This is a genomic window from Bacteroides sp. AR20, from assembly GCF_964250605.1.
Classification (GTDB): domain Bacteria; phylum Bacteroidota; class Bacteroidia; order Bacteroidales; family Bacteroidaceae; genus Bacteroides; species Bacteroides uniformis.
In genome coordinates, this window is record NZ_CAXUGK010000004.1 from 120,119 (window position 1) to 133,105 (window position 12,987).

At 48.6% G+C, this 12,987-nt stretch carries 11 protein-coding genes and 1 tRNA gene; 6 read left to right on the forward strand and 6 right to left on the reverse strand.

What is annotated here, in order from left to right:
• Positions 1-40: 40 nt before the first annotated feature.
• Positions 41-943, forward strand: a complete 903-nt coding sequence (locus ACESTD_RS03830; RefSeq protein WP_055288487.1) for an AraC family transcriptional regulator — start codon at positions 41-43, stop codon at positions 941-943.
• Positions 944-995: 52 nt separating this feature from the next.
• Here ACESTD_RS03830 and ACESTD_RS03835 read toward each other — a convergent pair.
• Both ACESTD_RS03835 and ACESTD_RS03840 read right to left on the reverse strand, forming a co-directional pair.
• Positions 996-1,069: transfer RNA gene (locus ACESTD_RS03835), tRNA-Pro, on the reverse strand.
• Between the two features lie 183 nt (positions 1,070-1,252).
• Positions 1,253-2,002, reverse strand: a complete 750-nt coding sequence (locus ACESTD_RS03840; protein WP_373158678.1) for a NigD-like protein — start codon at positions 2,000-2,002, stop codon at positions 1,253-1,255.
• 373 nt (positions 2,003-2,375) lie between these two features.
• Between ACESTD_RS03840 and ACESTD_RS03845 the strand changes: the two genes are divergently transcribed.
• Positions 2,376-2,906 carry an HU family DNA-binding protein gene (locus ACESTD_RS03845; RefSeq protein ID WP_008665685.1) on the forward strand — a complete coding sequence of 177 codons (531 nt, stop codon included), beginning with the start codon at positions 2,376-2,378 and terminating at the stop codon, positions 2,904-2,906.
• 51 nt (positions 2,907-2,957) lie between these two features.
• Here the strand turns inward: ACESTD_RS03845 and aroB are convergent, their stop codons facing one another.
• Entirely contained in the window at positions 2,958-4,019 is a 1,062-nt protein-coding gene (gene aroB / locus ACESTD_RS03850) for a 3-dehydroquinate synthase (RefSeq protein WP_005835147.1), read from the reverse strand.
• A 207-nt stretch (positions 4,020-4,226) separates the two neighbouring features.
• Here aroB and ACESTD_RS03855 point away from each other — a divergent pair, with 207 nt between their 5' ends.
• The 3 genes from ACESTD_RS03855 to cls all read left to right on the forward strand — a co-directional run bounded on the left by ACESTD_RS03855 (position 4,227) and on the right by cls (position 9,382).
• Positions 4,227-4,640 carry a hypothetical protein gene (locus tag ACESTD_RS03855; protein ID WP_005824079.1) on the forward strand — a complete coding sequence of 138 codons (414 nt, stop codon included), beginning with the start codon at positions 4,227-4,229 and terminating at the stop codon, positions 4,638-4,640.
• A gap of 107 nt (positions 4,641-4,747) precedes the next feature.
• On the forward strand, positions 4,748-7,672 hold the full coding sequence (locus ACESTD_RS03860; RefSeq protein ID WP_034523096.1) for a TonB-dependent receptor: 2,925 nt from the start codon (positions 4,748-4,750) through the stop codon (positions 7,670-7,672).
• 270 nt (positions 7,673-7,942) lie between these two features.
• Positions 7,943-9,382 (forward strand): cardiolipin synthase, encoded by a 1,440-nt coding sequence (gene cls / locus ACESTD_RS03865; protein ID WP_005824073.1) that lies wholly within the window; start codon positions 7,943-7,945, stop codon positions 9,380-9,382.
• Positions 9,383-9,442: 60 nt separating this feature from the next.
• On the opposite strand, the gene rsmD is transcribed toward cls, so the two are convergent.
• Genes rsmD through ACESTD_RS03880 form a run of 3 tightly spaced genes read right to left on the reverse strand, consistent with a single transcriptional unit; the run spans position 9,443 to position 11,451 of the window.
• Positions 9,443-9,976 (reverse strand): 16S rRNA (guanine(966)-N(2))-methyltransferase RsmD, encoded by a 534-nt coding sequence (gene rsmD / locus ACESTD_RS03870; RefSeq protein WP_005824070.1) that lies wholly within the window; start codon positions 9,974-9,976, stop codon positions 9,443-9,445.
• On the reverse strand, positions 9,967-10,746 hold the full coding sequence (locus ACESTD_RS03875) for a DUF3822 family protein (RefSeq protein ID WP_195288441.1): 780 nt from the start codon (positions 10,744-10,746) through the stop codon (positions 9,967-9,969). Before ACESTD_RS03875 ends, rsmD begins: the two co-directional genes overlap by 10 nt.
• A gap of 18 nt (positions 10,747-10,764) precedes the next feature.
• Positions 10,765-11,451 carry a hypothetical protein gene (locus ACESTD_RS03880; protein ID WP_005835160.1) on the reverse strand — a complete coding sequence of 229 codons (687 nt, stop codon included), beginning with the start codon at positions 11,449-11,451 and terminating at the stop codon, positions 10,765-10,767.
• A 95-nt stretch (positions 11,452-11,546) separates the two neighbouring features.
• Between ACESTD_RS03880 and ACESTD_RS03885 the strand changes: the two genes are divergently transcribed.
• Positions 11,547-12,965, forward strand: a complete 1,419-nt coding sequence (locus ACESTD_RS03885) for an ATP-dependent RecD-like DNA helicase (protein ID WP_057254324.1) — start codon at positions 11,547-11,549, stop codon at positions 12,963-12,965.
• Positions 12,966-12,987 lie beyond the last annotated feature (22 nt).

The following is a 12,987-nucleotide window of genomic DNA, read 5'->3' on the forward strand; positions in this document are numbered from 1 at the left end:
ATTTTCTACATTTGCATAGAAACCACTGAAATAGACTGTTATGGAGAAGGTTATGCAACTGAAAACGATAAAGGAGTACAATGACTATATGGGTGTGGAAACAAGGCATCCTCTGGTCAGTGTCATAGAGGGAAGCCGTATGCCGCACCCCGTACCCCATGCACGCAAGCACGTGGGGATGTATGTGATTTTTCTGAAAGAACTACGATGTACGGACGATTTGACCTACGGTCGTCGCTCTTACGATTTTCAGGAGAACACGCTGCTGTTTATCGCTCCGGGGCAAGTATTCGGGCATGAAGCCGACGGGTCGACTTTTACCGGTTCCGGATGGTGTCTGTTGTTCCATCCCGACCTGCTACGCGGTACGCCGCTCGGTCGGCATATGCAGGATTATACGTTTTTCTCATACGCCGCTAACGAAGCATTGCATCTATCCAAACAAGAGCAACAGACCATCATTGATTGTTTGACAAAGATTGACGAGGAAACATACAACCAGGCAGACCGTCACACTAACCTGATTATCGCTTCTGCCATCGAGCTGCTGCTCAACTATTGCATTCGTTTCTATGATAGACAGTTTACTACCCGTAAAAAGGAGAACAAGGGCATGCTCGGCTCTTTTGAAGCATTGCTGAACGACTATTTCGTATCGGATAAACCCGCTGAGCGGGGTACGCTGACTGTGGCTTATTGTGCAGACCAACTGAACCTGTCTGCAAATTATTTCGGAGACTTGATTAAAAAGGAGACAGGTGTTTCTGCGCAAGAATATATATTAACCAAAATAATGGATAGGGCAAAAGAGTTGCTTACTGACCCCGCTAAATCTGTCGGTGACGTTGCTTATGCCTTAGGATATCAATATCCACAGTATTTCAGCAAGGCTTTCAAAAGAGTTGTAGGATGTTCTCCGAATGAATATCGGACATTGAGTTAATGTAAAAAAATAAGGAGCTAAGTTTTAGACTTAACTCCTCAATGCTCAACAGTCGGGATGACAAGATTCGAACTTGCGACCACACGCCCCCCAGACGCGTACTCTACCGGGCTGAGCTACATCCCGAATTGCGGGTGCAAATGTACGGCTTTATTTTAAAATAGCAAATATTTATAGTGCTTTTTTTATTGAATGAACTTATAATTTGCAGTTTCAAGGCTTTCGGCCAACGTGCCCTGCTCTCTTTTTACTTGTATGCCTGCTTCGCAAGGCAATGGCTTTGAGCGGGCAGGCATACTTTGAATGAAGTTATTGCAGGTTTAGGCTGTTTCTTACGGAAGTGATAGCCGGACTTTCGGGCGTTACGGATTTCCGGGTACAATAATCGAATTCCGCAGATTTTTCGCCGCTAAATGATTTCCACTTCAGTTTCAATTTAACGGTCTTGCCTTCTGTATCAGGCAGGGCATCCAACTTGAAAGCAACCAGTCCGTCCGCATACCTGCCGTAAATGTCGCCCTTGGCATTGTGGCGGAATTCTACTTCATACGGGTTTTCCGGATTCTCGCTCAGCAGCAGATTGACAAAGTGCTTTGTTTGATAGTCTCCTTGCTGAGTTCTAAAGCGAAGGGTCAGATAACCGTCTTCTGCGATGGTTACCCAATCGTTCACTATTTCCACCGGGTCGGTGCCGTATACGGTATCGTTCTCTTCACCCAAATCCGGGGCGATGGGTTTGGTAAGGATACTGTCTATCCAGTTTATATGTACAGCTTGGGTGTAGATATCGCTGGGCTCGTCCACTTTCTTGTAGTTTACCAAAGCGCGGACTTCCTTCTCGCCGTAGGGAGATTTCGTCATGTTGGTAGGCAGCAGAGTGGTCTTGTCATCCAATTGCAGAAAGACTGTCTGGTCTGCATCGGTCTTTACCGTTACCAGGGCATTGGGGAATCTCATGGCATAATTATCATCGTCGTCCAGGCACGATTGGAGGCTTAAGGAGCTGATGGTTGCAATAGCGATTAAAATTTTCTTGTTAAAGATTGACTTCATTTTCATAGTGTACTCTTTTAAATTAAACATTTGGAATAGGTCTTGCTTTTATAGAAATAGCATATTTGCGAAAACCCTGCATGCAGCATTGTTAATTAATGATAAGAGCCGGAGTAAGCTGGTGCGGAATATTATTCCCCGATACATGAAAGATATTTGTATATCAGGTGGAATATGATTACCTTTGCTGTATGAGATGCACATCTCGCGTGTGTTGAGATGTATGTCTCGAACTGCATGAGATGTGCATCTCGTGCATGTTGGGGAATAGCTGTCCGGCCGTATGGAAACTGGCTTTCTGTTTAGGGGAAGTAACCTTCGGGTGGGGTGTCAGCAGTCTGGTTGCAGTAAGAAACATTATGTTCATTGTGAAAAGAGTATGAGTATAGTCTATTTGGTTCGAAAGAAGGTTTTCCGCACGGCAGAAGGGGTGAAGCAACTCTATTATGCTGTGCAGCGTGTGTTACAGCGGCGTGGAGGTGTGACGGCAGAGCTGCTGGCGCAGCGTATGGCATCCAGAAAAGGGATGAGTTCGGGAGACGTGCAGAGTGTATTGATAGATTTGCCGAAGTTTATAGAGGAAGCGCTGATGGAGGGAGAGTCGGTGACCATTAAGGGGCTGGGTTCCTTCCATGTGGCGGTGACGAGTGACGGGTTTGAGCATCCCGACGATGTGATGCCGGGCAAGGTACGCTTATCCCGTGTCTATTTTCGTCCGGATAAGTCGCTGGTGGCGAGGCTGAACAGCGGGATGGATTTCTACCGTTATCCGCTTAGCCGATATTTCCCTCACGATATGTTGCGACCGGAAACGCTGCGAAAGGAGCGGGCCGAGGGAAAGACGGGAATTCCGGATGAAGACCCAGTTGGGATGGAAAATGATACGGAGGACTTTTCGGGGGAGGAGTGAGCGATGAATGTGGAAGAATTCAGAGAATACTGTCTCTCCTTGCCGGGAGTGCTATGCTCCCATGCACTCCCTATAAAAGTCGAACATTTCGAAGATAGTCTCCTTGTCTGCCGTCTGGTTGAGACAGATGTCACCCACTTCTTTCAATAGGGTGAAGTTGATGACTCCGGCGGTATTCTTCTTGTCATGCTTCATCAGTTCGTACAGCTGGTCGTACTGTTTGCAGTTGAAGGTGAAGCTGCCATAATTCTCTTTGACGAATTGGATGGTCTGGCGCATCTTGTCCTTCGGGAATCCGGTCTTTATATAAGAAAGGTAGAGTTCGCAGACCAGCCCCCATGCCACTGCATAGCCGTGCAGCACCGGACGCCTTTCGGCAAGGGCGAGGCTTTCGAAGGCGTGTCCCACGGTGTGCCCCAGGTTCAAGGCTTTGCGGATGCCATGTTCCAGTGGGTCCTCTTCTACGATGCGTTCCTTTACCTGCACGGAACGTCCTACCATGGACTTCAGCAAGGCATAATCTATCTTCTCCGTATCGAAGGCCAGCAGTTCCGCCAGATGTTCCGGGGTACTGATGAGGCCGTGCTTCAGCATCTCCGCATAGCCGGAGAAGAAGTTATGGGCATCGAGGCTGCGCAGGAACTCGGTTTCCAGCAGCACGCAGGCGGCAGGAGCAAAGACGCCGATTTCATTCTTCAGACCGTTGAAGTTGATGCCCGTCTTGCCTCCCACGGAAGCGTCGACCATGGCGAGCAGCGTAGTGGGAACGTTGATGTAGGCGATGCCCCGCTTGAAGGTGGAAGCGGCAAAACCGCCAAGGTCGGTCACCATGCCACCGCCCAGATTGATGAGCAGGGAGTGGCGGCTGGCCCCTTTCTCACTCAGGGCTTGCCATACGGCAGCCAGCGTTTCCATATTCTTGTGCACATCTTCTGCCCCGATAATAATCTCTTCCGCTTCTTCCAGGGCGGGGATACCGTCCAGATGCGGGCGGCAGAGGCGGTGGGTATGCTCGTCGGTAAGGATGAAAAGCTTGTCATGGGGACACTTCGCTATGGCATGCGTCAGGCTGTTTGCCAGTCCTTCGCAAAGGATTACTTCTTGTTTACTCATCTTGTTAATTACAAATTACGAATTACCAATTACTGATGTTACGGATTATGAAGGAAAGGGAGCCTTCTTCATTATATTGTGGCACAAAGATAGCTCTTTTGGCAATAAAACGTTATCTTTGTCCCGCGAAATTCTATGGGTGGCAAGGTGTTTCCGTCATCTGCCTCCCGCTATTTGTAATTAGTAATTTGTAATTGATTGATAGAAATGAGAGCATTACTTCCCGTTTATTGCCGTCCGTTGGGTTATTTCATCATAGCTCTGGCGTTGTTCCTTCCTTTCATATTCCTATTGTGGGGAAAAGTGACAGATGCCAACTTGCTGTTTTACAAGGAATGCTCCAAACTCCTGATGATGATGGGGGCACTGATGATAATCTTTGCCTTGACGAAGAACGAGAATAAGGAGATAGAGCAGGTGCGCAACAAGTCCACGCGCAATGCCATCTTTCTGACCGTTCTTTTTATCTTCGGCGGTATGCTCTACCGGGTGGCGCAGGGTGACCTCCTTTCGGTCGATTCTTCTTCTTTTCTCATATTTCTTATATTGAATGTGCTTTGCTTGGAATTTGGTATAAAGAAAGCGACAGTTGATAGATTATTTAAGCGGAATAGTCGATAAATAAAGCAAATCGTCATGTGGGGCATTAAACCTTTTGCCCGGAAGTCTGTCAAATGAAACAGTGAATAAAAGGCATTGTTCATTTAGAATAGACAAAGAATAGACACATGAAGAAAATTATCACGGGGATGGCGTTGCTGTTGGTAACAACGCTGTCTGCATTTTCACAGACCAAAAACATTACGGTATCGGGCCGTGTCGTGGAGGACACCAAGGAGCCTGCGATACAAGCTACCGTGCAGTTGCTTTTGTTGCCAGACAGTGTTCAGGCATCGGGTACGGCCACTACGGCACAAGGTTATTTCACTCTTCCCAAAGTCAGTGCGGGTAAATACGTGCTGAAGGTTTCCTACATCGGATTCAAGAGCCAGTACATCCCTTTACACCTTTATGCTACGACAACTGCCAAGAACGTGGGTACACTGACATTGGAAACGGATGCGGTGATGCTGGCCGAGGCTGTGGTTACGGCAGAAGCGCCGCAAGTGCAGGTGGTGGAAGATACACTGGTATATACTTCATCTGCCTATCGTACCCCCGAGGGAGCCATGCTCGAGGAGTTGGTGAAGAAGCTGCCCGGTGCGGAGATTGACGACGAGGGTAATGTGAAAATCAACGGTAAGGACTTGTCGAAGATTATGGTCGACGGCAAGGAGTTCTTCGGTGGAGACGTAAAGACCGGTTTGAAGAACCTGCCGGTAGATATGATAGAGAAGCTGAAAACCTACGATAAGAAGTCCGATTTGGCACGTATCACCGGTATTGACGACGGTGAGGAGGAGACGGTGCTCGACCTGACCGTAAAGAAAGGCATGAACCAGGGTTGGTTCGGTAATGCCGACGTGGCCGGAGGGACGGAAGACCGCTATATGGGCCGCTTTATGCTGAACCGCTTCGTGGACAAAACCCAGGTGTCGGTAGTGGGTTCTGCCAATAACGTGAACGACCAGGGCTTTTCGGGTGGTGGCGGTCCTCCGCGCTGGCGCAGGAACAACGGACTTACTGCAACGAAAATGCTGGGTGTGAACTTCGCTACCCAAACCGATAAGCTGGAACTGGGCGGTAGTGCACGCTACAACTATCAGGATGGGGATATTGCAAGTATCGGTTCTACCGAGGACTTTCTGCCGGACGGCAACTCTTACTCCAACTCGAACAGCAGGCAACGTAACAAAGCCAAGAATTTCAATGCCGATTTCCGTATGGAGTGGAAGCCGGACTCGATGACGAATATCATTTTCCGTCCCAACTTCTCGTACGGCAAAACGGACAATCTCTCCAATTCTGAGAGCGGTACGTTCAATTCCGACCCTTACAGTCTGGTGAGTGACCCCAATAACTGGCTGAATCTGGAGAAGATTCTTAATCCGGACGATGACCCGTTGAGGAGTATCCGTATAAATGCTATCAACAGCGGTTCGCTGAACGACAACAAGAGTGTGTCTACGGATGCAACCTTGCAGTTGAACAGAAAGCTGAATGACAAAGGACGCAATGTCACGTTCCGTGGAAGATTCGGTTATACCAATAATGACAACAACCAGTATACGGAGTCGGAAACACATTACTTCCAGTTACTGAATGCTTTGGGAGGAGACTCCATCTTGGTTCGTAACCAGTACATCACTACTCCTACCAAGAACTACAATTACAGTGCACAGCTGACTTACAGCGAACCGATAGCCCGCGCCACTTTCTTGCAATTCAGCTATCAGTTCCAGTACAAGTATAGCGAGAGCGACAAGACGACGTATGATTTGCAGGGTTTTCCGGATTGGGGATTGTCAACCCAGCTTCCCACGGGATATGAAGAGCATGCGGTGGATAGTCTGGGTAAGTATGCGGAATACCGCTACTACAACCACGATGCATCCGTGTCTTTGCGCTTTATCCGCGAGAAGTATCAGTTGAGCGCAGGTATGTCGTTCCAGCCGCAGCATTCTGTATTGTCCTATAAGCGCGGCGACTATATGATTGATACCACCCGCAATGTGTTCAACTTCGCTCCGAACCTGGACTTGCGCATCCGTTTCTCCAAGGTGAGCCAGTTGCGTATGACATATCGCGGGCGTAGCAGCCAACCGAGTATGGAGAATCTGTTGCCGATTGTGGACAACTCCAATCCGCAGAATGTACGTATCGGTAATCCGGGCTTGAAGCCTTCCTTCACGCACAACATGCGATTCTTCTATAATACGTATAATGCCGAAAAGCAGCGCGGTATTATGTCACACGTCAACTTCTCGGCAACGCAGAATAGCATCAGCAATAGCCGTGTGTACAATTCGGAGACTGGTGGATGGACTACAACTCCGAAAAATATCAACGGTAATTGGAATGCGTTCGGCATGTTTGGCTTCAATACGGCACTGCCCAATAAGAAGTATACCATCAACTCCTTCTCCAATGCCAACTATCAGAACAATGTGGCTTATCTGACGTCCGGTAAGGGAGCAGATGCCGTGGAACGGAAGAATACAACCACCAACCTGACGCTGGGCGAACGTCTGAATGCCGCCTATCGTAATGACTGGTTTGAATTCGGCTTGAACGGAAGCATCTCCTATTCAATAGAGAAGGATAAACTGACGCCTGACAATAATCAGGAGCCCTATACCTTCTCCTACGGTGCCAATACGCAGATTTCCATGCCGTGGAACATGACGCTCTCTACCAACATTGCCAACCAGAGCCGTCGAGGATATACGGACAGCAGTATGAACCGTAACGAGCTTATCTGGAATGCACAGTTGTCGCAGACTTTCCTGAAAGGGAATGCCACCGTCAGCTTCGAGATGTACGACATTCTGAAGAAGCAGAGTAACATCAGCCGTTCGCTGACTGCAAGCGGCCGCTCGGTGTACGAATATAACGGCGTGAACAGCTATTGCATGCTTCACTTCATCTATCGTCTGAATATTTTCGGCAGCAAGGCCGCCCGCGATAAGATGCAGGGCAGACGCGGCTTCGGCGGTCCGGGCTTCGGTCCGGGGCATGGTCCTGGCGGTTTCGGAGGACGCAGGCCGTTCTAAAGCGGAGGGGATCACCCCCCTAATCAGCTTGTCATTCTGATACACTCTCAATTCTGTGGCAGGTTTCTTTTTGATTATTTTTCAGACGCGGATGACGCAGATAAGAATATTAAAAATCTGCGTCATCTGCGTCATCCGCGTCAAAGCGATAGCAAGTATAAGTTTTCAGACAAGTTGGGGGAAGAGGGACTTTTATGTTAATCTCTGTAATCTTCGGTGAAAGTTTCTGTGTTTTTCCTACATTTGTTTCACACTTAATTGTCTGTGAACATGCTTGATTGGAACTTCATTGCCAGCCAGATTGCTACGATAGCCTTCGACATTGTTTATTTCGGTGCCATCATCGGAACGATTGTCGTCATTATCCTCGACAACCGCAATCCGGTGAAAACCATGGCATGGATACTGATACTGATGTTCCTTCCCATCGTGGGGCTGGTGTTTTACTTCTTCTTCGGGCGTAGTCAGCGCCGTGTGCGCATGATAGGGAAGAAGAGTTACAGCCGTTTGTTGAAGAAACCTATGGCAGAATATCTGGCGCAGGACTCATGTGCGCTTCCCATCAATTACAGTCGTCTCATATCCTTGTTCCGTAATACCAACCAGGCTTTCCCCTTCGATGGAAACCGGGTGGAAGCCTATACCCTGGGGCTCTCCATGCTGCAATCCCTGCTGCGCGAACTGGGGAAAGCAACGAAGCATATCCACATGGAATTCTATATCTTTGAGGACGATGCCATTGGGCGCTTGGTACGTGATGTCCTGATGGAAAAGGCGCGTGCCGGGGTAGAGGTACGTGTGATTTATGATGATGTGGGTTGTTGGCATGTTCCCAACCGTTTTTTTGAAGAGATGCGCGAGGCCGGTATCGAGGTACGCAGCTTTCTGAAGGTACGTTTTCCGCTTTTCACCAGTAAGGTGAACTATCGTAATCATCGGAAAATAGTTGTCATTGACGGGCGCATCGGCTTTGTGGGGGGGATGAATCTTGCCGAACGCTATATGCGCGGATTCTCATGGGGCATCTGGCGGGACACACATCTGCTGCTGGAGGGCAAGGCTGTTCACGGATTGCAGACCGCCTTCCTACTCGATTGGTACTTTGTGGACCGTACACTGATTACGTCTACCCGCTATTTCCCGAAAATAGAAAACTGCGGTACTTCCTTGGCGCAGATTGTAACGAGTGAGCCCGTAGGCCCATGGAAAGACATTATGCAGGGACTTGTCATATCCATTTCCAGCGCAAAGAAATATTTCTATATCCAGACTCCCTACTTCCTGCCCACCGAAGCCGTACTTGTTGCTATGCAGACAGCCGCCTTGTCAGGTGTCGATGTGCGTCTGATGTTGCCCATGCGTGCTGATAACCGCTTGACGCATCTGGGTTCCTGCTCTTATCTGGCAGATGTGCTCTATTCGGGAGTCAAGGTCTATTTCTATAAGAAAGGCTTCTTGCACTCCAAACTGATGGTTTCGGATGATGAGTTGTCCACGGTAGGCTCTACGAATGTGGATTTCCGCAGTTTTGAACATAACTTTGAGGTGAATGCCTTCATCTATGACACAGAAACAGCGCTTCAGATGCGCGAAATCTTCCTTCAAGACCAGCGCGACTGCGTACAAGTATTCCTGAAGAACTGGGTGAAGCGCCCCTGGTATCGTAAGGCTGCAGAGAGTGTGGTGCGGCTGATGGCGCCGCTGTTATAATGAAGAATGATGAATGAAGAATTTCTTGAAGTGTATTCATATCGTACCATTCTTCATTCATCATTTAAATATCGTGAAGTTCACGCTCCCGTATACCCTTCTCTCCACAAAGTGCGGATGTTCCTCGAAACTGTTTTTCTTCCCGTGTTCCAAGACGAAGAGTCCGTCTTCTTTCAGCAAGTTGTTCTCGAAGATGAGATCGGGCAAGGTTTCCAGCCCGGCAAGCTCGTAGGGAGGGTCGGCAAAGATAAAGTCGAACTGCTCGCGTCCGCTTTTGAGGTATTTGAATACGTCACCGCGTATGGGTAGACACTTGTCCGTCTTTAATTCCTGCATAATTTTGCAGATGAAGGCATAGTGGTCGCGGTCTTTTTCCACGCTGATTACTTGGTCGCAGCCTCTGGACACAAGCTCGATGCTGATGCTGCCCGTACCGGCAAATAGGTCGAGGGCACGGATGCCGTCCTCAAAGTCCATGTAGTTGGAGAGCACATTGAACAGATTCTCTTTGGCAAAGTCTGTGGTGGGGCGTGCCTTGAAGGAGTGGGGCACGTCGAAACGTCTTCTTTTGTATATTCCGCTGATTACTCGCATAGGGTTATGGCTTGCAGGTCAAGATTAGTGGCGGGATTCATGATGAATACCTGCCGGATGAATTTTCGCAGTTCGGGCAGTAGCAGTTCTTTGTCGTTTAGGTCACCGGTCAGGTGCAGCTCATCACGCTCCTGCTCGAAGCCGAGTTGTTTCCATATATATAATAGGTAGTAGACACGGTCGGGTGTGCTTCTGCATTCAAAGGAATTGGCAAGAAGGAGGCGTCCGCGCTCGTAGCCGTATACGTCTACGGCATCTTTTCGCAAGTGTGCATACATCTTCCGGTTGTTGCCCAAGCGGCTCTTTGAGGAGAAGAACTCAATGAAGGGGCTGGCTTGGGAATAGAACTTGACATCGGGATACTGTTCGCGAAGGAAGGAGCAGGCACTCTTATCCATGCCGAACAGTACGACAGTGTTGTTCTTATGCAGTATGTTGTATTGTACGGTTTCGTTTTCCCGTTTAGGATGGTTGTGATAGAAAATGATTTCCGTTTGTTCGTCCTCGAAGAACTCCAGGGGAATGAACGTGAAGCGTTTGTCTACCATGAGCACATTGACACGGCGGAAGGGGCGTTCCAGCCATGCCAGTTCGCGGAAGGTCTGTTTCAGATTGGCAGTGAGGGAGAGGGACTCGTCCACTGCACGGTCGTAGTAAGAGAACTCACCGTCGCCCAGAGGGTTGAACACAGAAAAAGAAAATCCATCCGTACTGAGACGGATGGATAATGTATACTGTTCCGATTTATTAAAATCAGTCGTTTCTATCATACGTTTGTCGGGGTGAGATTATTCCCAGTTACCGGCGTTGTTGTTAGCTGTTTCCAAGCTACCAATCATCAGACCGCAGTACTTGCCAAGTTTGGTTTGTACGTCCTTGATGTTGGCAATTTCTTGTGCATCCAGACCGTTCAAATAAACTTCGTACGGAGTCTTCACTTCGAGCAGACAGAAAGGAGCACCGGATTTAGCTGTATCGTTCTTGATGGCCATTTCGAACTGTGCACCGTTTCCGAAGGGAACATATCTCATTGAATCGGGGTTGAAGCCCTTCGGGAAGATAGTGTCCAATACGGCTACCCACAAGGTGTCACGTTTGAAGTTTTCCAATCCCCATTTCTTGACGTCAGCATAGTTACCTGTCTTCTTTGCCTTATTGATGATGTTGATGGCTTTCTTTTCAGTCAGACCGTCTTCCAGCTGCTTATCGTTCAGTTCTCCTTGCTTGAAGATGAACGGAAGTTTCTGGTTTTTAACAAAGTCAATCAGAGAGTCGAAGCTTGCAGTATATTGCTGGTCATGTAAAGTACGATATTCCAATTGTGCTTTACGGATGTCAATCAGACGTGCAATGACGGCTGCGTCTCTGTGCTTCTTTGCTTTTTCAAAGTTGATAGGACCCATAATGCTGGCATAACAAATATAAATTAGCACCAAAGCACATAAGCCTAAAATGACATTAAATACTGTTTTCATGATAAATATGTTTTTTAGTTGTTATATTCGCACCGCAAAAATAAAAGAAATTAATTTAAAAACGATAGTTCCCTTTACTTTTTTCTGTTACAAAAATGATAAATAACTATTTAGAAAGGCAAATTAAGGAAAATTTTCCTTACCAACCAACTCCTGAACAAGAAATTGCTCTAAAATCTTTATCGGAGTTCCTGCTGTCGCCCCGTAGCGAGGTGGTTTTTATGCTTCGTGGTTATGCGGGGACGGGTAAAACATCGTTGGTCGGTGCCTTGGTGCGGACGCTGGACAAGTTGCAACAGAAGTCGGTATTGCTGGCACCGACCGGACGGGCGGCAAAGGTTTTCTCGGCGTATGCGGGGCATCCGGCGTTTACGATTCATAAAAAAATCTATAGACAGCAATCTTTCTCCAACGAGCTGAGCAATTTTTCTGTGAACGATAATTTGACAACTCACACTCTCTATATAGTGGATGAGGCATCGATGATTTCCAATGAGGGACTGTCCGGTTCGATGTTCGGCACGGGCAGGCTGCTGGACGACCTGGTGCAGTTTGTCTATTCCGGCCAGGGATGCCGCTTGTTGCTGATGGGCGATACGGCGCAGTTGCCGCCGGTGGGGGAGGAGCAGAGTCCTGCCCTTTTTGCCGATGCCTTGAGAGGCTACGGGCTGGAAGTGGTGGAGGTGGACTTGACGCAGGTGGTGCGCCAGGAACAGCAGTCGGGTATTTTGTGGAACGCCACCCGCCTGCGGCAGTTGATAGCGGAAGACGATTGCTACAGCCTGCCGAAGATAAAGGTTTCGGGGTTTGCCGACATTAAAGTTCTGCCCGGAAATGAGCTGATAGAAACGCTGAACTCTTGCTACGACCATGACGGGTTGGATGAAACTATCGTGGTGTGCCGCTCCAACAAGAGGGCGAACATCTACAACAAAGGCATCCGTGCGCAGATTCTCTGGCGTGAGGATGAATTAAACACCGGTGATTTGTTGATGGTGGCGAAAAATAACTACTTCTGGACGGAAAAGGAGAAGGAGATGGATTTCATTGCCAACGGTGAGACTGCCGTGGTGCGCCGCGTGCGCCGTACGCGAGAGCTGTATGGCTTCCGCTTTGCAGACGTGACGCTGGTCTTTCCCGACTATAACGACTTTGAACTGGAAGTGAACATGCTGCTCGATACGCTGCATACCGACTCGCCTGCGCTGCCCAAGGCAGAGAACGACCGGCTTTTCTACTCCGTCCTCGAAGATTATGCCGACATCACCGTGAAGCGCGAGCGGATGAAGAAGATGAAGGTAGACCCGTACTACAACGCCTTGCAAGTGAAGTATGCCTATGCCGTGACTTGCCACAAGGCGCAGGGCGGGCAATGGAAGAATGTCTTTCTGGACCAGGGGTATATGACGGATGAATACCTGACACCCGATTATTTCCGTTGGCTCTACACCGCCTTTACCCGTGCCACGGGAACGCTCTACTTGGTGAACTATCCGGAAGAACAAATAGTTTGAAAAAGAGAGGGGTACCGATGCA